The organism is Chloroflexus islandicus (assembly GCF_001650695.1).
Lineage (GTDB): Bacteria > Chloroflexota > Chloroflexia > Chloroflexales > Chloroflexaceae > Chloroflexus > Chloroflexus islandicus.
In genome coordinates this window covers 1-24,758 of sequence record NZ_LWQS01000071.1, presented here as the reverse complement: position 1 = coordinate 24,758, position 24,758 = coordinate 1, and the positions used below count along the sequence as shown (strand labels likewise).

The following is a 24,758-nucleotide window of genomic DNA, read 5'->3' as shown; positions in this document are numbered from 1 at the left end:
TTCATGATGGCAATCCGGTTGGCCTCATCGAGCGTGCAAGCATCAAGGTGCAAACCAACGTTGAACTAGAATGGGCATGCGCATAGTACCGTAGATGGAGCGTTTTGGCAAGTAAATCAGGGCGCTTTTTTGCCTGCTCTGATGCAATTAATCGATTGTTCAAGCACGCTTAATCATTTCTTGATGCAACCGCACGCTATTGTGATGATGGCAGACTGATGAATTGCGATAGCTTCACTGCCGCATTCCACTCTATTGTCAGGTATAATACGAGTGTCCCTGCCTAAGCGACCAATAAGGAGCGATGTATGCCCCGCACTGAGCCAACGCCCGCGCTGATCAGCGCGATCGAAGAGGTGCAACAGCGCGTGCTCTGGTTAGCGACGCTGATGATTCATCACGCCAACCACGTGCGCCCTAATCCCGACGGGGTGAAGGTAGGAGGTCATCAGGCGTCTTCAGCGTCGATGGTCACGATCATGACCACGCTCTACCTGCACTATTTGCGTCCCGGTGATCGGGTGTCGGTGAAACCGCACGCTTCGCCGGTCTATCACGCGCTGCAATATTTGCTGGGCCGGCTCGATGTACGCTATCTCACCCAACTGCGCGCGTTTGGCGGTCTGCAAGCCTACCCTTCGCGCACCAAAGACCCTGACCCGCCCGATTTTTCCACCGGCTCGGTCGGTCTTGGCGCGGTGGCGCCAGCCTTTGCCGCCCTCAGCGCCCAATACGCCGCCTCTCATTTCAACCGGCCCGCCACCCAACGCTTTATCGCGCTCGTCGGCGATGCCGAACTCGATGAGGGCAACGTCTGGGAAGCGGTGATCGATCCGGCGCTCGCCGATCTCGATAATTTGCTCTGGATCGTCGATCTGAACCGGCAGAGTCTCGACCGGGTGGTGCCCGGCATCCGCGCCGCGCACCTCAAACGGCTCTTTGCCGAGAGCGGCTGGCGGGTGTTGGAAGCAAAGTACGGCTGCCGCCTGCAAACCCTCTTCGCCCAACCCGGCGGCGATGCACTGCGCGCCCGCATCGACGAGATGAGTAACGAGGAGTATCAGGCGCTCATCCGTTTGCCCGGCCCCGACTTGCGCCCTCGCCTGATCAACGGCGACGAGCGGCTTGCCCGCCTGCTCGCCACCGTTCCCGATGAGGAGTTGCCGGCGACGCTGGCCAATCTCGGCGGCCACGATGTGATCGAATTGCTCAAGACGCTTGCCGCCGCCGATGCCGAACCGCGCCGGCCAACGATTATCTTTGCCTATACGATTAAGGGTTGGGGTCTGCCCATCGCCGGCAATCCGCTCAATCACTCGATGCTGCTCACACCCGAACAGATCGAGGCACTGCGCGAACAGTTCGGCATCGCTCCCGGCCACGAGTGGGATCGGCTGCCGCCCGATTCACCCGGCGGCCAGCTCTGCGCCGCCGCCGCGGCCCGTCTGTATGGCGTACCCGATCACGCTGCGCCTGCCGTGACCATTCCCCTGCCCGCCGAGATTGCCGTGCCGGCCAGCGGTATGGTTAGCACCCAAGATACCTTTGGCCGCTTTCTGGTGCGCGTCGCCGATATTGCCGGTCTGCGCGAACGGATCGTGACCGCGTCGCCGGATGTGTCGGTTTCGACCAATTTGGCCGGCTGGATCAACAAGACTGGGGTGTTTGCCCGCCACGAAGAGCCGGATTTTGAGACCGAAGCCTATCGCATGTTGCGCTGGCGGCGCTGGCCGGGTGGGCAGCATATCGAGCTGGGCATCTCTGAGATGAACCTCTTTATGCTGCTGGGGATGTTTGGGTTGGCGGCTGATCTGATCGGCGAACCGCTCATTCCGATCGGCACGGTCTACGATCCGTTTGTCTGCCGCGGCCTCGATGCGTTTATCTACGGCCTCTATTCAGGAGCGCGATTTATTGTCGTTGGCACTCCCAGCGGCATTACGCTATCGCCCGAAGGCGGCGCGCACCAGTCATCGGTCACAGCCTCATTGGGGATCGAGTTGCCCAATCTGGCGAGTTTCGAGCCGTGTTTCGCCCTTGAAACGGCGTGGCTGCTACGCGAGGCGCTCCGGCTCTGTATCGATCCCAATGGTTCGGCCAGCTATCTACGCCTCTCGACCCGCCCAATCGACCAGAGCTTGCTCCAACCGGCCCTCGACCGGCTCGGCGCTGATGAGCTGCGCCGGCAAGTGTTGCGCGGCGGCTACCGGCTGATTGACCGCGCCGATTACCACGATCATCCGCATGCGCCGGTGGTGCAGATCATCACCAGCGGCGCCTTAGTGCCTGAAGCGGTTGCGGCGGCTCACTATCTGCGCCGCGAAGGGGTGGCGGTGAATGTGATCAACCTCACCAGCGCCCGCCGGGTGTACGAGCAATGGAAACAGGGTAGCGATGTGAGCTGGCTCATCCCGCCCAGCGAACGCAACGCGCCGATCGTGACCGTCCACGATGCCGCTTCGCACGCGCTGGCATGGCTCGGTTCGATCTACGGCGCGCCGCTCCGCGCCCTCGGCGTTGACCGGTTTGGCCAATCAGGTGCGCGTGATGATCTCTATCGCGCGTTTGGGCTTGATCCGCTATCAATCGCGGAAGCGGCGTTTGAGCTAGTGGATTAACACCGCAGGGGGCGCAGAGGTAAGACGCTCGGTTGCTTGCCAACGCCTTTTGCCTCTGCGTCCTCCGCGTCCTCGGCGGTAAAAACCTATGGTCTAACACCCCATCGGTGCGAGGGTAGCGGTCATAGGCGCCACCCCCGTGCGCCAACCTCCTCCTCCGCGCCCTCTGCGCTCTCTGCGGTAACGTCATCTACCCCCGCCCCTGCAACAACAACGTTGCAATCAAGGTCTGGGCAAACGTCAGCGTGGCCGGCGCAGATGGCGGCTCTTCACCCGCCGCTACCTGCCCGCGCACCGGCAACCGCGCGCGCAAGGCATCACTGACCCGATGCAGCGCAGGATCATTGGTTGCCGAAACCAACACTGCCGGCAAGCCATCTTCATCCGCCGGTACCGAACGGATCCGTATCGCTGCCGCGCTCTCTGCCGGCTGCGCCACGCTTGCCACGTCAAAAGCCAAAGCGCGCCGCCGCAACGACATCTGCACGTCAAGCCCATCCGTTCCCGGCCCAAAGCGCAACACCACATCCGCCAACGGGCGCTGGGGCGCGATGTAGCGCTGGATGTCACGCTCGCGGGCCGGCCACGCCGCGCGCACCTGTTCGACCGTATAGCCGCGCTGTTTGACATCCCGTTCTTCACGCCAGCGCCGGTACAGGTCAGGATGCGGATCAAGATAAACGGTCAAGTCAAACAGCTCAGCTTGCACCGGCGGGGTGAGGGTAAGCGCGCCATACGCAATCACCAGACCGGTCGGCGCAACCCGTTCACTGCCGCGCAGCGCACCGGCCACGTGATCGTACACCGGCTTATCGATGGTTTGGCACCGGCGCAATGCCGCCAGATCAGCCGCCATGCGCTCAAGGTCGGTCGCCGCCGGATCAGCGTCGGTCAAGCCGAGCGCTGCCCGTTCGGCCCGGCTGTAGCGCAGATAATCATCGAGACTGATCGGCGTCACCCCCTGCGCCCCTAGCAGACGAATAATCCCGCGGGTTAGGGTCGTCTTGCCAGCGCCGCTCGCGCCAATCAGACCAAGCATCAGGGGTCGGTCGTCCATAACCTCTTCTCATGAAGCCGAACGCGATTTCCAATCGGCCAAAAATTGCTCGATGCCGCGATCGGTCAACGGATGGCGCATCGCCTGCTGCAACACCTTGAACGGGCAGGTCGCAATATCAGCCCCCGCCAGCGCCGCTTCGACAATGTGGCGCGGATGGCGGATTGAAGCCGCCAGAATCTTAGTCGTAATCTCGCGATCTTGGCGATAGATGCCGGCAATCTCGCGAATGAGCGCCATACCATCAACACCAGTATCATCCACCCGCCCGACGAAGGGGCTGATGATAAACGCACCGGCCCGCGCCGCCAACAGCGCCTGCACCGAGTTGAAGCAGAGCGTGACGTTGCAGCGGATGCCGTGCTTAGCCAACTGGCTCACCGCGCGCAAGCCCTCGGTGGTGCTCGGCACCTTGATAATCACATTCGGGTGCCACGAAGCGTATTCGATGCCCTCGCGCACCATCCCCTCAGCATCGAGCGAGATGGTCTCGGCGCTGATCGGGCCATCCACCAGTTCGGCAATCTCGGTAATGATGGCTTTGAAATCAGCGCCGCGCTCACGCGCAATCAAGGTCGGGTTGGTCGTCACCCCGCTAAGAATGCCCCAACTGGCCGCTTCCCGAATTTCGGCCAGATTCGCCGTATCGAGATAGATCTGCATAGTGTTCCTCCTCTATTTGGGCGCCATGCGAATTGCGCCATCAAGCCGGATTACTTCGCCATTCAACATCGGATTTTCGATAATATGCTGCACCAGCGCGGCATACTCCGCCGGACGGCCTAGCCGCGAGGGGAAGGGCACCTGTGCGCCGAGCGATTCGCGTGCCGCTGCCGGCAAGCTGGCCATCATCGCTGTATCGAAAATGCCCGGCGCGATTGTCATCACCCGGATGCCAAACCTAGCCAATTCGCGCGCCGCCGGCAAGCCCATGCCCACGACCCCCGCCTTCGAGGCCGCATACGCCACTTGCCCGATTTGACCATCGAAGGCAGCGATCGAGGCCGTGTTCACAATCACCCCGCGCTCGCCCTCATCGTTCGGCTGATTGTTCGCCATCACCTGCGCCGCGTAGAGCATCATCTGAAACGTGCCAATCAAGTTGACCTCGATCACCCGCTTGAAACGGGCCGGGTCATGCACGCCATCGCGCCCCAACATCCGCTCGGCCAGCACAATCCCGGCGCAGCAGACCAGTGCGTGCAGGCTGCCAGCGTTTGTCGCCGCCGCCACCGCCGCCGCACACTGCGCCGGATCGGTTACGTCGGTGCGCACAAACTGCCCGCCGATCCGTTCGGCGAGCTCAAGACCGGCTGCTGTATTCAGATCGGCGATTGTAACCCGTGCTCCGGCTCCCGCCAGCCGCTCGGCTGTCGCCGCCCCCAACCCCGATGCGCCGCCGGTGACCAACACACCGAGACCGTTCAGTTGCATTGCTTGCTCCTTTGCTCAGCGGGCAACTGCCCATTCAAAATGCATGCCATCACTGGCGCCTCTGCCATCGTAATTCCAGTGGCCGCCCCAGAAGAACCCCAGTGCGTTCGCGATCGGCACTAACTCGCGCACCGAGCCGCGATCGCCTACCAGCGCCGCCGGTTTGTAGAATGCGTTCCACTGTGCATTGATATCAAATGCCGTGCCATACGCATGGTTACTCAACGTGGTTGGATTGCTACGAATGGTACGCGGCCACCACGCACCGTCAAATGTTAACACTAACTGCAAGAGTCCTGCATCTTCCCATGCCTGCCACAACCGGCGCAATTGGTCAGCCGCCACCCGGTGAAACTTGATCCGCCCGCCGTTGGTATTGCGGAACCGGGCCAATTGCGGAATCGACACCTCGATCAGGTTCTGCGCCACCCAATCATTAGTGATGGTAATATCATCGCCGCTCTTGCGCACCCACTCGATTTTACCCAAGATTCGTTCGCGCTGGCCGTTGCGGTCAGTCAGAATGTTGAAATCGGGCATTGGCGGCCAATTCGGATCGCGACGCGGCGGCCCGGCCCGCACCACCTCCGGCGCATTCAGAATTGACGACACTGGCGCTGGTGGCTGGGCCGGTTGCGCCGGGGCAACGGGTGCCGGCGCTGGTGGCTGGACCGGTTGCACTGGGGCCGCCGCCGGACGTGGCTGCCACGCCTGTACCTCAGCCGGACGCGGCAGCTCGCTCATCCGGCGTAACACGCCATCTGGCCCGCGGTACAACGTATCATACGCAAAGACCTGTAGCTCGTAGGCCGTCCCATTGATCGTCTCACGCACCACCCCGCTCAGCGGCGTACCCAACTTTAATTCCAACGCCCGCTGGTGAAACGGATCGGTAGGATTGTACGGCACGCCGGCGACTTTGTACGTTTCGGCCCATAGTTGGGCATACTGCGGGCTAGCCGGGTCGGTTAAGCTGAGAAAGAAACAACCGGATTGCTGGCTCATCGGCGTATAGAGGGTGTCGCCAGCAAAGACTTGCAGCGCAAACGCGCGGTCAGCCGTAACGTAATTCCCGCTCAGCGCCGGGCCAAGTTTGGCTTGCAGCGCCACAAAATGGAAGCGCCAATCGGCGCGAAACTCGGTCTTGCCCTCGAGCGGCGCGCGCGCCGCGCTCGCCTTCAACGCACTGCGATAGCTCGCCTCAATCAAGGCCCGGCTCACCCCGCCGGCAGGAATTGCGCCGATGTCCGGCCCCAGCAGATTGGCCAAACTCTGCACGGCAGCGTACTGCGTCCCCTCATTAAAGATCGTATCGCGAGCAAAGACCTGAAAGTTATACGTCTTGCCGTCCAGCGCCACTGGCGGCGGCTCGTTAGGGGCCAGCGGCGCACCGAGATCAAACTTGCCCCAGTGAAGTGAAAAGGCTTGGTTGAGCCGCAATTGGCCGCCGCGTTGCCGCCATGTCACCGTCGCCAAGCCCACCCATAGCTCTTGTTCGGGAGAGCGCACGCCGCTGCCGAGAATGAACTCATCAGCAGGAACAACTGGCGGCGCCGGCGGCAAATACGGTAGCACCCGGCGCTTCCCGCGAGCATCGGTAATCAGCATGCCAATATCAGCCAACGACAGGCCATGTTGCTCGGCTACCGCCGGCAACCAATCAGCCAGCACCGCGGCTTGCGCCTCGCTCAGATCGGTCAGCGCCGGCGCTGCAAGACTCACAATCACCGCCGCCCGGTCGAGATGATGCACTCGCCCCCGCCAAATTGCCCGGCCCAACCCATAACCGGCACGTGATGTAGCGACCAGTTGATGCAATACCCCATCCCGATCAAGGTAGAAATGGGGCAACATTGCCGCATCCGCGCTTTGGTAGGCGGCTAGCGCCATCGCGGCAGGCTGCGTGTCAGCCACTGCCACCACTAGCGCCACCGGGCTGCCTTCGCGACTCCTCCCCGCCCGATCCGGTCTTCCCACCGTGATCGCCTGCACCTCAGCGCTGCTCATGGCACGCTCCATCATTGCTAAAAAATATTCTCGGCTCATCGTAGCACAGTGCCGTAGAGAAGGCAACGCATCGAGGGAGACAGCGCGGGGGATAAGGGCCGATGACCCTGTTGCAACACGAGCAAAGACTCAGAGACTCTTAACGCAAAGGCGCCGTAGAGCCGGACGGCTGTCCGGCTCCGCAGAGGGAGCGAAGGAGTTTGGGAAGTGCCGCACCCCGGTTGTCATTGCGAGCCGAGCAACGCGAGGCGAAGCAATCCCCCACGAGAGCGGCATGCTGCTACTCATCGCATGGCACCGCTGCCCAACTCGTCTGCGTCGTGGTATCGCAATTGCTTGCCCCCACCCCTTACCCCTCCCCCGCTGGCGGAGGGGGATCACCCGCACCCCCGGCCCCGACCCGCGTCGCGGGAGCAGGACGCTGCTAGCTGCTGCTTCAGCAAAACTGCTCTCGCCCACCGAGCGGATCCCCCTCTGCGTCCTCCGCGCCCTCTGCGGTAAACAAACATTCCCCTTCTCCCGCCGTTAGGTGGGAGAAGGGGCGGGGGGATGAGGGTCAGCCCACTACGCGGGTGGAATAGCCGCGAAAAGACACAAGAGGCACAAAAACGGGCGATTGTTGCGTCTTTTGCGTGTCTTTGTGGCTATTCGGCCCCATGCCCTCACCCCATCCCCGCTCCCACTGGCGTGGGAGCGAGACGCTGCTGCGGGCCGCACCCCGGTTGTCATTGCGAGCCGAGCGACGCGAGGCGAAGCAATCTCCCGCACCCCGGTTGTCATTGCGAGCCGAGCGACGCGAGGCGAAGCAATCCCCCACGAGAGCGGCATGCTGCTACTCATCGCATGGCACCGCCTCCCAACTCGTCTGCGTCGTGGTATCGCAATTGCTTGCCCCCACCCCTTACCCCTCCCCCGCTGGGGGAGGGGGATCACCCGCACCCCCGGCCCCGACCCGCGTCGCGGGAGCAGGACGCTGCTAGCTGCTGCTTCAGCAAAACTGCTCTCGCCCACCGAGCGGATCCCCCTCTGCGTCCTCCGCGCCCTCTGCGGTAAACAAACATTCCCCTTCTCCCGCCGTTAGGTGGGAGAAGGGGCGGGGGGATGAGGGCTAGCCCGCGCAGCGGCTTCGTAAGCCTAGCCCGGCCCTTCAGGGCCGGGCCTATACACCGCAGCAATCCCCCGCTTCAGCGCGCGCCGCCGGTTGAACATAGCACAAGGGACTACTCGCAACATAGTATAAAAACCCTATTGCCTGCTCCATAGATTGGCTGGTACATTACTACACAGATCGCGCCAATCAATAATGGAATTCGGGAGCTACATCTTATGCGTCGATCTCTGCTCTTGTATCCAATCGTCATCTGTCTCCTTGTCCTGCTGTCACTGCCGGCCAACATCGTTGCCCAATCAGAAACGCCGCAAGATCAACCACGCACTATCTTTATCCCCCTGATCACCCGCACGGTGACATACCCGCCGCTCTCTTCCAACTGGTTAGAGCGGGTGAACGCCTATCGAGCGCGGGCCGGGGTGCCGCCGGTCACTGAAAGTAGCGAGCTCAACAGCAACTGCTGGGAACATGCGCGCTACATGGCCGAAAATAACCAAATCACCCACAACCAAGACCCAACCAAGCCCTTTGCCTCACCCACCGGCCAGATCTGCGCACAAAAGGGCAATGTGTGGATTGGATGGGGCAACAGTTGGCAGCCCGCTGACGCAGTTGATAGCTGGATGAAATCGATCGGCCATCGCATCTGGCTGCTCTACCCCACCACGCCCACCTTCGGGTTTGGGTTTTACACCACCGCCACCGCAAAATGCCGGGTGAATAACGTGAACTGGCACTGTAACGGCGCCGCGCTCGATGTGCTCTCCTACTTTAATTACAGGGCTGATGCTGATTACCCCGGTTGGCCGGTGCGCTACCCCGGTATTGACCAAACCGATGTGCCGGCGACCCAATATCCGATTACGTTGCAATGGCGCTACTTTGGCAGTACGCCGGTGATCAGCAGCACGGATCTGCGTGTCGTCGGCGGCAATGCCATTCCGCATACCAGCACCACCAGCTTGCCGGTCGGCCATAAAGGGATCGCCGTCACCCCTACCGTCAATTTGCCCGCCAATAGCCTGATCGAAGTCTCGATCAGCGGATCGTATGATGGGCAACCGTTTACCTACACGTGGCAGTTCCGCACGGGGAGTTAATGATGGCCCGTACTACCGAATGATTGAGGATGGAATGCGGCAGTTTCACTGCCGCACTCCATAGCAAGAGCAGGCTAGAGCGTGCGCAAGCGGCCCAACCCGATCGCACACTGCCCAGCGATCCCAACCCTCTGTGCCTGCGCCAAACCGCCCAACTTGCACCCCGCCAAACCCATGGTATAATAGGCCGCCCGCGTTGTTCCGCCACGACTTGCGGCACACAAGGAAAGAAATGCATGAGGAGTAGCTTTTCTGCACTAGCCCTGTTGCTCAGTGTGTTGTTAATCAGCGCATGTGGTGCGGCAGCAGCCAATGAGCCAGCGCCACTGCCTACAGCTATCGATGTTGCCACCCGGCTGCCAGACACCCCGCAGCCAACAGCCGTGCCAACCCTTCCGCCCACCGCAACGCCCGAACCGACCGCTACCCCCGAACCGACCGCCACCCCTGAACCGACCGCCACTCCAGCGCCCACTGCCACTCCTGAACCCATCACTGCGCCGCTCGCCGTGCCGCGCGGTTCGGTCACGAGCCGGCCCTTTGCGGTGATGTACGATAACCATCCCAATGCCTACCCGCAAACCGGGATGGATAAGGCGGCCATCGTGTTCGAGGCGTTGGCCGAGTTCGGCATTACTCGCTATATGGCGATCTTTATCCCCGGCATTTCGCCTGATGTCCCGGTGATCGGCCCAGTCCGCAGCGCCCGCTCGTATTATGTCGAATGGGCCAAGGGCTTCCGCGCTGTCTATGTGCATGCCGGCGGTTCTCCCGAAGGCTTATTACTGGCTGAAACCTCGATCGAATTGATCAATATGGATGCGCTGCGCGGCAATGCCAGCGGGTATTTCTACCGCACCCGCGATCGCAGCGCGCCGCACAACCTGTATACCAATAGCGCCAATATCGCCCAGTTTGCTGCGGCAAATGATCGGCCAGTGGAAGGCTTGGCAGAGATCGGGTTCACCTATTCACCCGAAGCGCCACCCTCCGAACGGCCAACCCAACAGGCATTACGCTATTTCTTCATTTACCGCGAAGCAAGCGTCGGCTGGCAGTACGATCCGGCCACGAATAGCTATCGCTATCTGCGCGGCAATCGTCCGCACGTCGATGCTGCCACCGGCGCGCAGTTGCAGTTCAAGAATGTTGTCATTCTCGAGGTGCCCGAACGGCCTATCCCGAATGATCCGAAAGGGCGCATCGAGCAGGATGTGATCGGCGAAGGCCCGGCCCGCATCTTCCGCGATGGCCGCATGATCGAGGCCACATGGCGCAAAGCGGCAGGCTATGCCCAGCTCTACCTCGTTGATGCTGATGGCAACGAAGTGCCGCTCGCACCCGGCTCGGTCTGGATCGCCGCCATTCCCGACCTCGCCAATCTGACGGTTGAGGGCGGGCGCTAACACAACACCCCGGAGCCCGTTGCTCCGGCTTGATTGGGCGGGCGCCGCAAAGCGCTGGCTCTGTTTGCCAGATCTACCGCTTACCACGCTATTGCGCCTTGCAGCGCACCAAGCGGCGCCCCGGCAGACGCACATTCAGATTATCCCATGACGGGGTAATGGTGGCGTGTATCCAAGCCAGCATGCCCCACCACGCGGCGGCTGCCCCGCGTCTGCCCGGCACACTGTGCCGAATGCCGCCATAAAAGGAGGAAACAGACTGTATGAGAGGAAGCATCGTTCGCCGCGGCTTGATTGTCGCTGTGCTGGTCGTGCTTTCGACCGCCATCGCCCACGTACAGGCCGCCCCGACGACCGCACCGTCCCAGCAGCCACCCGTCGCCCCCACGTACCGCATCTTCGCCACTCGTGAAGGTCTGGTTGGCTACCGCACCGCTAATGGCCACATTATCCAACCCCGCGACCGGTTCGTGGCCCTACCCTGTTGGTGCGCGCTCTCACCCAAAGGCACCGATAAGTTCAAAGTTCGCCTTACCTACAACGGCCGTTCCGTGGTGGTGCCCGTCTGGGATGTCGGGCCGTGGAATACGCGCGACGATTATTGGAACCCGAACCGCCGTTACAGCGACCTGCCGATCGGTATGCCAATGGCCGAAGCAGCCTACTTCCATGGCTACAACGGTGGCCGCGATGAGTGGGGCCGGCGGATTACCCTCCCCAACGGGATCGATATCGCTGATGGTACGTTCTGGGACGACCTCGGTATGACTCGTAGCGATTATGTCTACGTCACCTTCCTCTGGCTTGGCGAAGACCCCGGTCCCGGTGATGCGGTTGAGGTTGGTCCCAGCCAGTTCACCGATGATGCTGCGCAAGAAACCGTTACCGCGCCCGAAGGTGCGTTCACCATTGATAATACTGATACGGCGTTTGACCCGGTTGGCAAGGATTGGTACGAAGAACGGTGCGGCTTGAATGGCCAGCATCAATGGACCTATTCCACCACTGATCCAGCCAAAGCGACCACTGCCGCAGCATGGACTGCGCCCAACCTCAACCCCGGTTTCTATGAGGTCAAAGCCTACATCCCAACCTGCGGCAATCCAGCTACCACCAGCGCCCGTTACCGGATCAGCCATGCCGGAGCGACGACTGAAGTGACGCTTGACCAACGTTCAGCCAGCGGCCAGTGGGCTTCACTCGGCACCTATTACTTTGGCGGCCCCGGCAACGAAGTGCCGCAGGTCTTCCTCAGCGACCTCACCGGTGATCGCGGCATGTCCGTGCGTTACGACGCAATTGCATGGGAACCGCGCAGCGATACGACCCCGCCCAATACCCAGATTCTTTCGATGACGCGCGCCGGCAACGGCTTCTCGATCAAATGGGGCGGCAACGATGATATGACCGGTATCGCTAGCTACGATGTGCAGGTACGGTTGTTGCCCGATGGCGGTTGGACTGATTGGAAGAAAGAGACAACTGATCTGAGCGCGTGGTTTGGCCCCGATGAGGGCAAGCAGTTCGCCTTCCGCGTGCGCGCCCGCGATTGGGCCGGCAATGTCGAGCCGTGGGAAGAAGCTGCGATTGCTGACACCACTAATGTGCCATAATGCGCTCGGGACACGGCAACGCCGTGTCCCGCTGATCCCGATCCGCCATCATGGGCAAGGGACACGGTGCTGCCGTGTCCCTTGCCATTCGCTTACTCAGCGTCTTGCAATGCAGCGACACCGGGCAGCACCCGCCCTTCGAGCAACTCAAGCGACGCGCCGCCGCCGGTGCTGACGTGTGACATCTTCTCAGCCAACCCAGCCTGCTCGACCGCCGCGACGCTATCACCGCCGCCGACAATCGTGATCGCGCCGTTCGCCGAAGCTTCCGCCATCGCTTGAGCAATCGCCCGCGTACCGGCAGCAAACGGCTCCAGCTCAAACACCCCCATCGGGCCATTCCAGATCACCGTCCGCGCCGACCGGATCTCGGCGCTGTACAGCTCAATCGTCTTTGGCCCAATATCGAGTACCCGCCAACCATCTGGAATGGCGTTAACATCAACCACCTGCCGCTGAGCCTCAGCGCTGAACGCATCGGCGATCACCACATCGACCGGCAAGAGCAGCCGCGCGCCGCGCTCTTCGGCCTTGGCCATCAGTTGCTGCGCCACTGCGACACTATCCGGTTCCACCAGCGAGTCGCCAAGATTCAACCCCTTCGCCAGCAAGAAGGTATTGGCCATTCCGCCACCAATCAGCAGCGCATCAACCTTGCCGAGCAAGTTCTCGATCACGCCAATCTTATCGCTGATTTTGGCGCCACCGATCACGGTCACAAACGGGCGCTGCGGATTGTTCAGCGCACCGCCGATGTAGGCCAATTCTTTCTCCATCAGGAAACCGGCCACCGCCGGCAAATAATGCGCCACGCCCTCGGTGCTGGCATTGGCGCGGTGCGCGGTGCCAAACGCATCGTTGACATACACGTCACCCAGCTTGGCCAGCTCGGCGGCCATCTGCGGATCATTCTTCTCTTCCCGCGGATCGAAGCGGGTGTTCTCCAGCACCAGTACCTGCCCCGGCTTGAGCATAGCCACCGCTGCTTCGGCGGCTGGGCCGGTAATGGCTTCCGTCTTCTTGACCTCAGTCGCTTCCGGCAGCAACTCAAACAAGCGCTCAACCACCGGACGCAAGCTATACTTCGGATCGGGCTTGCCTTTGGGCCGCCCAAGGTGTGACATCAACACGACGCTGGCGCCGTGTTCCAACAGATACCGAATCGTCGGCAACGCCGCTCGGATGCGCGTGTCATCGGTAATCAGACCCTGATCATCGAGCGGTACGTTGAAATCAACCCGCACGAGCGCGCGTTTCCCGGCCCAATCCACATCGCGGATGGTCTTCTTATTCATGCGCGTTCCTCCTTATTCGCGGTGTAACGGCACAGTGCCATTGTAACACAGTGGCTACTTGCCGATGCAAAACCGGCTGAAGATCACATCGAGCAGGTCTTCGCCCACCGTCTCGCCGGTGATCTCGCCGAGCGCATTGGCGGCGCCGGTCAGATCGGCAGCCAGCAGATCGGTCGCCGCATTGGTCGCTAAGGTCTCTTGGGCAGCGCGCAAAAACTCAACCGCCCGGCGCAAGGCGGCGCGATGGCGCGGGTTGCTGACCAGATGGGTGGTTCCCATCGCCGGTAATGTGCCGCCGAGCAACGTCGCTGCAATCGTGGTGGCGAGGTGATCGATCCCATGACCGTAACGCGCCGAGCAGGCTACGACCGCCACACTGCGCGGATGCTCCGGTGCCGGCGGCGGCGCGCTGGCCGGATCATCGCATTTGTTCCAGACAATAATGGTTGGCCGTTCGGCAGTGGCTGACAGCATCGCCGCATCTTCGGCGGTAAACGGTTGCTGGGCATCGAACACTAACAATGCCAGATCAGCGCTGGCCAACGCCGATCGCGCCCGCTCAACCCCAATCTGTTCCACCGGATCATCACTGGCCCGCATGCCGGCAGTGTCGATCAACACCACCGGCACCCCGGCCAGATTGGCCGTCTCTTCGAGCGTATCGCGGGTAGTGCCGGGGATCGGCGTCACAATCGCCCGCTCGACCCGCAACAAAGCGTTGAGCAAACTCGATTTGCCGACATTAGGCCGCCCGACCAATGCCACCCGCGCGCCGTTGCGGATCACCATCCCCTGATCGGCCCCAGCCAACAACCGCTCTACCGTCGCTAACGCTTGCGCCACTGGCTCAGCCACTGCCTGCGGCTCGATCCCCTCTTCCGGGAAGTCGATCAGCGCAGTGATGTAGGCCAGCGGTTCGAGCAAGGCGGCCCGCGCTGCCCGCACTTCCCGCGCCAGCCACCCGCCAAGTTGGGCCTGCGCCACCGCCAACCCCGCGCTCGTCTGCGCCCGAATCACATCGAGCGTGGCCTCAGCTTGGCTCAGATCGATCCGCCCGTTCAAAAAGGCGCGCATGGTAAATTCGCCGGGATTGGCCAAGCGCGCGCCGGCAGCTAAGGCCGCTTCCAGCGTGAGCTGTACCGGCAACGCGCCCCCATGGCAAGAGATTTCAACGACGTCTTCGCGGGTAAAACTGTGCGGCGCGGCCATGAAGGTCAGTAACGCTTCATCAATCACTGCCCCATTAGGCCCGATCACATGCCCATAGCGCACCCGATGGCTGCGCAACCGGCCCGCCCGCGCCGGACGGAAGATCTTCAGCGCAATCGATTGAGCATCTGGCCCACTTAGCCGTATAATACCAATGCCACCCTCACCGGGAGGGGTCGCAATCGCTGCAATCGTGTCGCTCATTGAGGTTCCGTGCGTCTGCTGGCTACACTCTTCCGCCTGATCACCCTCTACAATACACTCGCCAATCTGGCCGGATTGCGCGGCCTAAGCTGGAGCGAACGGCTCGCTATCCCGCTAGCGGCGCTGAGTTGGCGTCTACCGGCAGCAAGTTGGCGCGCGGCCATCGCCCTCTTGCTACCGGCGCTCATTATTCAGCTTAGCCTAGCTACCTTGCGCCGGCGCCAACTCAACCCGCGCCGGCAGCTCCAACCGGGAATCTATGCTGATCGCCACATTACCCGGCTCGATCTGCCCGCGCGCCATGGCCCGGTGCCGGCCTTGCACATCGTGCCCCGCGGCGGCGCCGCCGCCGCCGTGCTCGTAACGCATGGGTCGGGTTGCGACAAAACGTTTTACGCATGGCGGCTGGTCGATGCCTTGATTGCGCGCGGCTTAGCGGTCGTGCTGATCGACCTTGACGGCCATGGCGAAAGCCCGCGCCCGCAGTCGTTCCCGCAGATGGTTGAGAGTGTCGCTGATCCGCTGGTTTGGCTACAAGCACGCTACTGCCGGATCGGCGCACTTGGCATGAGTTTAGGCGGCGCCGTGCTGGCTCGCGCTGTCGCCAACGGTGCGCCAGTTGATGCGCTCGCGCTGTGGGAAGTGCCGCCGCGACTCCGGCTCGATGCGCGCCAATACCGTCAGGTGCAGATTCGGGAAGCAATTGCCATTGTGCAACTGCGCATGCTGCATCTGTTCCGCGATGGCGCCATCGATCACGTGATCAACGCATGGCAGACGAGCGGCATCCGGGCCACGATCGGCACGTGGGATCTGTTCGACGCGCTCGACGTGCCCGGCAGCTTGCGAATCATAGCCCAGCGCCAACCTCCGCCACCTACACTGATGGTTTACGCAGGCCGCGATGCCATTGTCCCGCCGGCGGCAGCCGCCGAAATCGCTTCGCTTGCCGCCGGTTGGGCCGAATACCATCTGTTGCCGTTCGCCAGCCATATCTCATTGCCGATCGATATGGCCAACATCACCCTGACCAGCGACTGGTTCCGCCGGCAGCTCACCGCTGCTGCGGGGTCAGAATGGCGTCAATCAAGCCGTACTCGAGCGCCTGCGACGCGGTCATGTAAAAATCGCGGCTAAAATCGGCCTCTAACCGTTCGACCGGCTGGCCGGAGTGTTTCGCCATAATCTCGCGCAACAGCCGCTGCAAACGCAGCATCTCATCGACTGCGATCTGCACATCCGGCGCATACCCCTCGGCGCCGCCGCCTGCCGGATGCGAGTGGATCGTCGCATGCGGCAAGGCAAACCGCTTGCCCTTCGCCCCGGCACAGAGCAGCACTGTCGCCATGCTCGCCGCCCGGCCCACGCACACCGTGCAAATATCAGGAGTCACCAACTGCATCGTGTCGTAGATCGCCAACCCGGCCCGGATCACACCACCCGGACTGTTGATGTACATCCAGATATCACGTTCAGGGTCTTGCTGTTGCAACACCAACAACTGCGCCACCACCGACGAGGCCAGCTCATCATCAATTGGCTCGCCGATAATAATCACCCGTTCTTTGAGCAAACGGGAAAAAATATCCCAACTCCGCTCACCGCGGCTAGTGCGCTCTACAATTGTTGGCACCGGAATGGACGGCATATCATCCTCTTTCTGATTGATCAACCAGCAAACAACTGCCGGTCATTGTCTTTGACTGTCGCTTCACGATAACTGCTCGCTGCGCAATCTCGTAGGGTTGCTGATATTGGGATGGCGCTACCGGCACAACGGCAATCGAGACACTGAGCAATGCATAACGGCACGGACGACCTTGCCGATCGTGACCGAAAATATAGCCCCGCTCGCGATCCTCTGCGGCATAAAAATAAGGAATCGTCGCGTCAAAGCGTTTGATCATTGCTTGACCAAGGCGTTGCGCTCGTTCCAACGTCGTCACCAACACAAAATCATCACCGCCGAGATGGCCCAGAAAATCGTCCGCTTCGCCATACCAATGAACGATGTCGGCCAAAAGCCGGGCCGTATGGACAATCACCGCATCGCCCTTAAAAAAACCGTAGTGATCATTATACCCCTTAAAATGGTCGAGATCGATATACGCCACCGCAAACGATTGCTGTTTCGCCAGCCGCTCGTGAATCACTTGTTCGATCACGATATTACCGGGCAACCGCGACAGCGGATTCACGCTGCTATCCCGCTCACTCCGGCGCAAAATCGAACGGATCCGCGCTGCCAATTCTGCTGCGCTGCACGGTTTCACGATATAGTCATCGGCGCCTAATTGCAAACTCCGCACCTTTTCATCCAGTGCGCTGACCGCAGACAGCAACACCACAGGCACCAACCGCGTCGCCGGCGTAGTGCGCAGGGTATGCAATATCTGCAAACCATCGCCATCGGGCAACAATCGATCAAGCACAACGAGATCGAAATGCTGAGTTGTCGCCAACTGCACCGCTGTCGCACTATCCGCTGCCGTCACCACCACAAACCCAGCATCGGTCAATTGTTGGCCAAGCGTCACCCGAATCTCTGGTTCGTCATCAACCAAGAGAATTCGTGGCACCCCCCGCTCGCTATGATGTGCGGTCAACAAGCGCTGCACCTGATCAAGCAGCGGTTGATTCAGATCGATCAACAAGCCATTGCCACCAACCAATGGGTGGTGGCTTGCCACCGCCGCCGCCACCTCGCGCGTCTCCGGATCGGTACGGGCAATCTGGACACAGGTAGGCGGATCAATGTCGGTGATTTCCTCAGCTATTACCAGCAAGCGTGGCCGGCGGCGACGGGCAAGGTCAAGGCCGGCAGCTCCAGTCGTTACACGCTGCACCTCTAAGCCCGCTGCCACCAACGCCTGCTCCAACCGTCAAGCGTCGCCCCACCCGCCAATACTGCTAATCCTGAACCGATTGAAACGGCTGGCGACGATGCCGGTGCAGCCGGCGATGCCGGCTGATACGCTTCAATTGGCACCCGCGCAACGATCATATTGCCCTCCACCTGCAACCGGCCAGTTAAATGTTCGCTAAACTGGCGCAAACGGGCCGTCGATCGCTGTAACGAGCCGATCAAAGTGCGTAGCCGCTGATCATCGCTCTGCCCATAGTGATGCACCAGCAGGTCTACTGCGCTCTGCAACGCCGTGAGCGGTGATGCAAGCTGATGGATAAACTTTTCCACTTCGGAAGGAGCCTTATTCATCACCACCCTCGCGTGTCTTCATAACGGATGTCAACGTGGCAATAAGACGCTCAGCGGTAACCGGCTTCTCGAGAAACCCGCGTGCGCCAAGATTGAATGCCTGCGCTGACGCATCAGGCCCCAAGTCATTGGCGGTCAAAATCACAACGGGGATCGTGGCCGTAGCTGGCTGCGCCTGTAACCGCTGCAACACTTCCAAGCCGTCCATACCGGGCATACGCAGATCAAGCAAGACCGCATGCGGTCGCGAATGGTGGACTAATTCCAGTGCCGCAACCCCATCACTCGCCGCCAACACCCGCATGCGATGCCGCTGCAAAATCCGCACCAACACCGTCCGCACATTCGGATCATCATTAACCACCAGCACCAATGGCTGCGGTTCGGCAATCTGGCGGCGTATTTCGGCAATAATGTCTTCGATCGGGCTATGAACCGGCAAGACACTGGCATCACGCAGGCGGCTTGCCCCCGGCGCATCACTGATCACGATCATCGGCACAATCCGGTAGAGCGGAAGTGCGCGAATTTGATTGACTCGCTCATCGAGATCGCCAGAGTCGATGAGCACCAGACATGCCGGCTGGCGTGCTGGCGCAGCGACGTTAATGTCACGCGCCTGCATCTGGATCACGTGCCAGTTTGGATCGGCTTCCAGCGCAGCGCATAGCTTAGCGACCCACGGATGGGCACCGTCGGCAACGACAATCAGCGGGAGTTGGCCTTCCACCGGTTGCGGCTGCACTTTCGCTACCGGCACCGTAAAACTGAACGTACTTCCCCGGCCAAGATCACTATCGACCCAAATCTTGCCGCCGTGTAATTCAACTAACTCTTTCGAGATAGCCAACCCCAATCCAGAACCGCTTCTTTCGCGACTGATCGATTGATCAAGCTGGTGAAACTTCTGAAACAATCGCATCTGATCGGCGCGGGCAATGCCGGGGCCCCAATCGCGCACGCTAAAGCGCACGACGTTCTGCTCGTGGATAGCGCTCAGCAGCACCTGCTGCCCTTGCGGTGAAAACTTGATCGCGTTCGACAACAGGTTGATCACCACCTGCACAATCCGATCGCGATCGACCTCCACCAATGGCAAATTGGGCGGCACATTCAGCGAAATAGTCACGCCATACTGGCGCGCGAACGCTCGCAGTTCTTCCATGGCGCTCCGGCAGATCTCGATCGGCGCGATCGGTTTCGGCTGCAACTGCAACCGTCCCTGCTCGATCTTCGCAATATCGAGAATATCGTTCACCAACCGGATGAGACGTTCGGTATTCGCCAGCGACACTTGGAGCATTGAACGTACCGGCGCGGCGAGATCAGGAGCAAGCCCGGGCTTGCCCCGCGTGGCGTCGCCTAACACTAGTTGCAGTGACCCCTGAATGCTACTCAATGGCGTTCGCAATTCATGCGATACGGTTGAGACAAACTCGTCTTTCAGGCGCTCAACTTCACGCTCGCGCGTCACATCACGGAAGATCAAGATTCGTCCTAAATACTGCTCACGCCGGTCAATCACTGGCGCTGAGAAGCAGTGCAAGCGGCGCGCCTCTGGCCAAATCACTTGAAACTCTTCATAGGCGCGGTCGGTTTCTGAACCTAGCAGTTGCCCCAACCAGAACGTTAAGCGGGTACTATTGGCAAAGACACGGCCAAAGATGAGCAACAGGTCATCATACGACCGGCCCTTAAGATCGTGCTCGGCCACGCCAAAGAAATAGCAAGCTCGTCGATTGACCATCACGACCCGGCGCTGACGGTCAATCATAATAATGCCATCGTTGGTCGTTTCTACGACAGCCTGCGCCCGATCAAGCTCGATCCGCAAATGATCAAAAAGCCGGGTATGCTCAATTGCTGCACCAATTTGCCGCGCCAATAGGCGCAGCCACTGTATCTGCCGTTCACTGAAACGATTGCTTGGCCACGGCGCTAATTGCACAACGCCAGCCTGCCATCCACCGGCTACGATAGCTAGTGAAACCACACCAGTAATGGCATGCGAACGCAGAAATGCGTGTAATGTCTCAGATACCGGTGATGGTGAAGAATCTGTTGGCAGATAAGCGATTTCCTCGGCTGACTCGAGCAATGACGCGGCCAACGCTTGCATCTGCTGGCCAAGCTCGTGTTGCCATAACTGGTGGAATACGGTCGCGAAAGCTGGCAACGATGCGCTGGTCGTCACCGTCTTTAACTCAAGCTGGCTGGTCTCATCATGGTAGAGATAGAGCGCACCGGCTGCGGCGCCAACTGCGCTCACCAGTTGCTCGAGCGCAACCCCAACCAGTTGATCGGGAGTATGGGTGTAGAGCAAAGCCAGATCGACAAAGACATCAACTGGCAGCGGTTCAGGCTCATGCAGACCGTCAACCTGATCAAACCGCGTCTGGGCATAAATGGCATCATCGGCGAGAAATTGCAATACGCCGATGTATTCATGGGCGATCTGCGCCTCCCATCCACAGATGCACAAGCCCTGCAACGCGCCATTGGCTACGAGCGGCAAGATCACAATCTGCGTTGGCGGCTGTTCAGGCCAGATCGCATTGGTCAACGCCAAGGCCAGCGGGGTTGATTGGCGATCGGGCGTAAAGAGCAGTGGTTGCCGCAACAACCGCAAATCATGCATCAAGTAGTGGGGAATGCTAATCTGTTGCGGAGTCACGCCTGCTACCGGATCAGCCTGATCGTTAAAACGTTGCAATTGATCACTTTCAGGCCCAAGCTGATAGATCAACGCCACCCTCGCCATAGCAAGGCTGCGCGCGCCATCAAGCAATACCTGCCACACGACCTCGCGCGATGGGGCGCGATACATCTGCCGGCATAGGATGGCTAGAAGGGCTGATCGATCAGACAATTCCACGACAGCTTACACCTTCGTATGAATGCTAGGATGTATGGAAGCATGCACGTATCAACACTCGCCGGCGAGCACGGATTCGACTTTCTCGACCAGTGCAAATACATTAAACGGTTTTTCAACCCAACCGCGCACTGAAGGCGGCAAGTGTTGCGGAAGCTCCCGCACTCTGGGGCTAGCCGTAAGCAAGACGATCGGGATCTGGCGCCAAACCGGATGGTGCTGTAACCGCTGGCACAGCTCTAATCCATCCATCTGCGGCATCATGACATCGATCAACAAGAGATCAACGGTCTGACGGGCAAGTTGCTCCAACGCTTCAAAACCATTATTCGCGATAACAACGGTATAGTTCGCATCTTCGAGCGCCATGCGCGTGATTAGTTGTAGATCGGGCTCATCTTCGGCCAGTAGAATTTTCGTACTCATGTTCTTCCATCAACAAGATTTGGCGCGCGACCTCTTCAATCGCAATTCGCTGCTTCCGGTAAAAGTCCGACTCGCTCATCGCGAGCCGATGAGCGACATCGCGCACCGTCTGCCGGCGCAAAAATCGCCCTTCTAGCAGATTGTACAATAGCCACTCCTGCGCCGAAGGATCAATCTGATCATCAGGTCGCAAATTCGCGATCGCTTGCCGCAAGACGGCCTGCAAGGCCTTGGTCGGGCTGCCGCCTTGCTCGGCGAGCACCCGCCGCACACTGCGCAAGCCAAGCAATGGGCTGTCGGCCAGTTTCGGCCCGCCCCAAAATTGCGTTAACGCATCTTTGACCAGTTGCGGAAAATCGGGGTGGAGCACGATGTCATCCTCGATCGCGTTTAAGGTGCTCGGGGTCGCTTGCTCTAAGCGTGAACTGAGTTGTTGCAACGACTGCATTTCTGGCGCTAACCCGCGCAGCGCATCAAAAATTTGCCGCTGCATCTGCGCCGTCGTCAGGGCTAACTCGATTTGGTGGGCCAACCCGGTCACCATGCGCCGCATCTCGGTAGACATCCCGCCGTTGCGTTGCAATTGTTCGGGCGTGGCCTCAAGCCCGATTGCACCCAGAAAGACGCCATCAGGACTGCGCAACGGCAATAAGCAAAACGACCCGATCACCACAAACGATCCGCTATCAAGGCTAGCGCTGGCATCATACGGCATCGCATCAAGCTGCGGAATCAGGTTGGCAATTGGATGCTCGGTTACAAACCGGCGCACTTCACGGCGCGATCCCCATAAGGCTTTGATGCTAAATCCGTCTTCCCCCGGCGCAATTACAAAGCCTGTTTTCACCCCCAAGGGGTTACAGATCGCGACGAGTGAGTTTTCGAGCAACGCTCGCAGATCGGCTCGGGTAAACATATTGCGCGGCAAGTTGCGCAAATAGTCGATCTCAGAATGGTCTTGGCGATAGATCAGAGCGTCAAGGTATGGTTTGGCCTGCGTCACAAAGATCGGCATTAAGACCGTCATCACCATCACCCCAAAAGTGATGAGCGTCTCTGGCGGCAAGCCAAGTTGCTGAGCGATGACCGGCACGGCCTGGATAAATAGAATCGTGGTAATACCGACAAAGGGGCCGTATAACCACCACCGGACAAAATCTTGCTTGATCAGCCGCTCAGGAATAAGCATACCCTGAAACGCTACTGAATACGTCATAATCGTGACCATCACGATCACGATGACACTGGCAATCGCCTGTAACGCAAGTATTAGGCTGATTGGTGCAGCGCTCGGCGAGGCAACTAACAAAAATGGGAAGACGCCAATCCCGGGCGCGGCAAAGGTCGCGCTCAGATAACTCAACCGCCGGCGTTGCGATGGCGTTAGCGCCGAACGACGCACAGTCAGGATGGCGATCAACGCAGTTGCCGCCGCCACGACAAAGAAGACGACGTAAAACCAAAACAATGGCCCAGCTTGAAATTGGGCGACGGGGCCGCTTGGCATCCCGGTGTGAATCACTAAATTCGTGCCAAGAGCAACAAGGAGAAAGATGATAATACTGCCTAGATAGGCGAGATACACGCTGCGCCGCCAGCGTTGGGCAAGGGTATTGGCATTCCCAAACGCTAACAAGGCATTCGCAAAGTGAATGTAACCCGCCGGAACCAAGACAATCCCTAACCATTGCGCCCTGCCCAAAAATTCAACCGTCTCCGGACGTTGCGCACGGGCCAGTAGTAAATCACCGCTGTAGGCAATGATGACGCCAGCCAACAAGACCCCAAGCGCGCGCACAATATCGCTGCGCCAGTTTTGCAGCACAATGTAGGCTAACAATGAAAAGCTGACAATCAATACTGCGGCAAACAGTACTTCATTGATGCGTTCAAGCAGAGTGACCATATCGGTATGCGTCGCAGTTCATGCAACTACCACAGAGTACAAATTTCTATCGCAACAATGATGACCTGCATAGAGTAGCCAATGAGGTGGTATCGGGTCACGCACTCACATCCTTATACGGAAGGTAAAGACGTTGCAGTGCAACGTCTCTTCTCCAAGCAGCGGTATCGCTCCTTACTCACCTTCACGTTGGCAATAGTCGCTCCGTTACGATCGGTTTTCGGCGACGAACCGTTTGGCGCGCTGAGCGACGTTGTTTGCCAGTCATGATGATTGATCTGAATTATACCATGGCAGGTAGCAAGGGATTTACTTTCTAAAATTATGTCAATAAGATATCAGAGACCCGGTGTGCTATAATCGAAGTGCAGAGTAAGGCGTAGATCCGAGTAGGAAACCATGCGACAGCTTCCCAATCTGCTGGGCCTTTTCCGCATCATTGCGACGCCGATTCTGGCGTGGCTGGTGCTGGTGGCAACGCCAACCGCCTATCTTGGCGCGGCATTTTTGCTGTTGTTGATGGCATTGAGCGATATGGCCGACGGACGGCTGGCTCGCCATCTGAAGGTAGTTTCACCCCTTGGCATTTTTATCGATACGATTAGCGACAAGATCTTCGTTGCCGGCGTCCTTATCCCTATGATTGAGGTTGGGTTACTGCCATCATGGGTTGCCCTTGCAATCATTGTGCGCGAATTTGTCGTCTCCGGTCTCCGTTCATTTGCCGCTGCCGAAGGGGTCGTTATTTCAGCCCGTCGCTTTGGCAAGCAGAAGCTCGTAATTACAGTCGTGGCCCTAATCTGGCGCCTCCTTGCCGCCCACGCCGAAACTGGCGGCTTCCTCGGACTGCTCGCCGGTGGCTTGCTGATCCCACTCCTCAATCTCTGGCCCGTCCCGATGGCGCTCGCTCTCATCTGGACGATTGGTTCCGGGATCGAATACCTCTGGCAAGCGTGGCCGCTGCTGCGCCGGGGCTGGTCTCCCCGCCCCTCAGAACGATAGCGTCTCCGTGCAGATACAATGCCCACCAAAAACCACATCACCCCCGCTAGCTGCGCTAGCGGGGGTGATGGTGCTGGTGGTAGCGGCGGCAGGATTCGAACCTGCGACCTTCGGGTTATGAGCCCGACGAGCTGCCACTGCTCCACGCCGCGGCAGACAAACGGGGGAACTGCCTCGCGACAGCTCCCCCGCGCATCGGGAGGGTGCGTGGACCTAGGTTCCCAGCGGAGAGCCGCCAGTAGGATCGGCGCTGCGACGTTTCACGACCCGGTTCGGGA

Annotated in this window: 18 protein-coding genes and 1 tRNA gene; 6 read left to right on the top strand and 13 right to left on the bottom strand. The window is 59.9% G+C overall.

Going from position 1 to position 24,758, the window contains the following annotated elements; translation table 11 throughout:
- Positions 1-308 precede the first annotated feature (308 nt).
- On the top strand, positions 309-2,618 hold the full coding sequence (locus A6A03_RS14105; protein WP_066789602.1) for a transketolase-like TK C-terminal-containing protein: 2,310 nt from the start codon (positions 309-311) through the stop codon (positions 2,616-2,618).
- Positions 2,619-2,808: 190 nt separating this feature from the next.
- On the opposite strand, the gene A6A03_RS14100 is transcribed toward A6A03_RS14105, so the two are convergent.
- The 4 genes from A6A03_RS14100 to A6A03_RS14085 are packed head-to-tail and all read right to left on the bottom strand — an operon-like array spanning position 2,809 to position 7,116.
- Entirely contained in the window at positions 2,809-3,675 is an 867-nt protein-coding gene (locus A6A03_RS14100) for a nucleoside/nucleotide kinase family protein (protein ID WP_066789600.1), read from the bottom strand.
- A gap of 9 nt (positions 3,676-3,684) precedes the next feature.
- A complete protein-coding gene (gene fsa / locus A6A03_RS14095) occupies positions 3,685-4,338 on the bottom strand; it encodes a fructose-6-phosphate aldolase (protein ID WP_012615939.1) in 654 nt (217 codons plus the stop codon).
- Between the two features lie 12 nt (positions 4,339-4,350).
- The gene (locus A6A03_RS14090) at positions 4,351-5,109 is read right to left on the bottom strand and encodes an SDR family NAD(P)-dependent oxidoreductase (protein ID WP_066789598.1); all 759 of its coding nucleotides are present in this window, start codon (positions 5,107-5,109) and stop codon (positions 4,351-4,353) included.
- 15 nt (positions 5,110-5,124) lie between these two features.
- Positions 5,125-7,116, bottom strand: coding sequence for a M15 family metallopeptidase (locus A6A03_RS14085; RefSeq protein ID WP_066789596.1), 1,992 nt, complete (start codon positions 7,114-7,116; stop codon positions 5,125-5,127).
- Positions 7,117-8,442: 1,326 nt separating this feature from the next.
- Here A6A03_RS14085 and A6A03_RS14080 point away from each other — a divergent pair.
- The 3 genes from A6A03_RS14080 (at position 8,443) to A6A03_RS14070 (ending at position 12,346) form a co-directional block, all read left to right on the top strand.
- The gene (locus A6A03_RS14080; protein ID WP_066789594.1) at positions 8,443-9,327 is read left to right on the top strand and encodes a CAP domain-containing protein; all 885 of its coding nucleotides are present in this window, start codon (positions 8,443-8,445) and stop codon (positions 9,325-9,327) included.
- A 236-nt stretch (positions 9,328-9,563) separates the two neighbouring features.
- On the top strand, positions 9,564-10,733 hold the full coding sequence (locus A6A03_RS14075) for a DUF3048 domain-containing protein (RefSeq protein ID WP_066789592.1): 1,170 nt from the start codon (positions 9,564-9,566) through the stop codon (positions 10,731-10,733).
- Between the two features lie 263 nt (positions 10,734-10,996).
- Positions 10,997-12,346 carry a golvesin C-terminal-like domain-containing protein gene (locus A6A03_RS14070; protein ID WP_066789590.1) on the top strand — a complete coding sequence of 450 codons (1,350 nt, stop codon included), beginning with the start codon at positions 10,997-10,999 and terminating at the stop codon, positions 12,344-12,346.
- 92 nt (positions 12,347-12,438) lie between these two features.
- On the opposite strand, the gene A6A03_RS14065 is transcribed toward A6A03_RS14070, so the two are convergent.
- Both A6A03_RS14065 and mnmE read right to left on the bottom strand, forming a co-directional pair.
- Entirely contained in the window at positions 12,439-13,641 is a 1,203-nt protein-coding gene (locus A6A03_RS14065) for a phosphoglycerate kinase (protein WP_066789588.1), read from the bottom strand.
- Positions 13,642-13,695: 54 nt separating this feature from the next.
- A complete protein-coding gene (gene mnmE, locus A6A03_RS14060) occupies positions 13,696-15,054 on the bottom strand; it encodes a tRNA uridine-5-carboxymethylaminomethyl(34) synthesis GTPase MnmE (RefSeq protein WP_066789586.1) in 1,359 nt (452 codons plus the stop codon).
- Between the two features lie 9 nt (positions 15,055-15,063).
- On the opposite strand from mnmE, the gene A6A03_RS14055 reads away from it, so the two are divergent.
- Positions 15,064-16,191 (top strand): alpha/beta hydrolase, encoded by a 1,128-nt coding sequence (locus A6A03_RS14055; RefSeq protein WP_082908977.1) that lies wholly within the window; start codon positions 15,064-15,066, stop codon positions 16,189-16,191.
- Here A6A03_RS14055 and A6A03_RS14050 read toward each other — a convergent pair.
- From A6A03_RS14050 to A6A03_RS14025, 6 genes are read right to left on the bottom strand one after another with little or no spacing between them, the layout of a single operon-like run.
- Positions 16,109-16,702, bottom strand: a complete 594-nt coding sequence (locus tag A6A03_RS14050) for an ATP-dependent Clp protease proteolytic subunit (RefSeq protein WP_066789584.1) — start codon at positions 16,700-16,702, stop codon at positions 16,109-16,111. The genes A6A03_RS14055 and A6A03_RS14050 overlap by 83 nt on opposite strands.
- A gap of 1 nt (position 16,703) precedes the next feature.
- Positions 16,704-17,918, bottom strand: a complete 1,215-nt coding sequence (locus tag A6A03_RS20180; protein ID WP_245668996.1) for a GGDEF domain-containing response regulator — start codon at positions 17,916-17,918, stop codon at positions 16,704-16,706.
- A complete protein-coding gene (locus A6A03_RS20905; RefSeq protein WP_245668995.1) occupies positions 17,903-18,271 on the bottom strand; it encodes a histidine kinase in 369 nt (122 codons plus the stop codon). Before A6A03_RS20905 ends, A6A03_RS20180 begins: the two co-directional genes overlap by 16 nt.
- The gene (locus A6A03_RS14035) at positions 18,264-21,146 is read right to left on the bottom strand and encodes an ATP-binding protein (protein WP_066789580.1); all 2,883 of its coding nucleotides are present in this window, start codon (positions 21,144-21,146) and stop codon (positions 18,264-18,266) included. Before A6A03_RS14035 ends, A6A03_RS20905 begins: the two co-directional genes overlap by 8 nt.
- Positions 21,147-21,197: 51 nt before the next feature.
- Positions 21,198-21,572, bottom strand: coding sequence for a response regulator (locus A6A03_RS14030; RefSeq protein WP_066789577.1), 375 nt, complete (start codon positions 21,570-21,572; stop codon positions 21,198-21,200).
- On the bottom strand, positions 21,541-23,478 hold the full coding sequence (locus tag A6A03_RS14025) for a histidine kinase N-terminal 7TM domain-containing protein (RefSeq protein WP_066789575.1): 1,938 nt from the start codon (positions 23,476-23,478) through the stop codon (positions 21,541-21,543). Before A6A03_RS14025 ends, A6A03_RS14030 begins: the two co-directional genes overlap by 32 nt.
- A gap of 399 nt (positions 23,479-23,877) precedes the next feature.
- Here A6A03_RS14025 and pgsA point away from each other — a divergent pair, with 399 nt between their 5' ends.
- Positions 23,878-24,480, top strand: a complete 603-nt coding sequence (gene pgsA / locus A6A03_RS14020; protein ID WP_066789573.1) for a CDP-diacylglycerol--glycerol-3-phosphate 3-phosphatidyltransferase — start codon at positions 23,878-23,880, stop codon at positions 24,478-24,480.
- A gap of 77 nt (positions 24,481-24,557) precedes the next feature.
- Here pgsA and A6A03_RS14015 read toward each other — a convergent pair.
- Positions 24,558-24,632: transfer RNA gene (locus A6A03_RS14015), tRNA-Met, on the bottom strand.
- Positions 24,633-24,758: the final 126 nt, after the last annotated feature.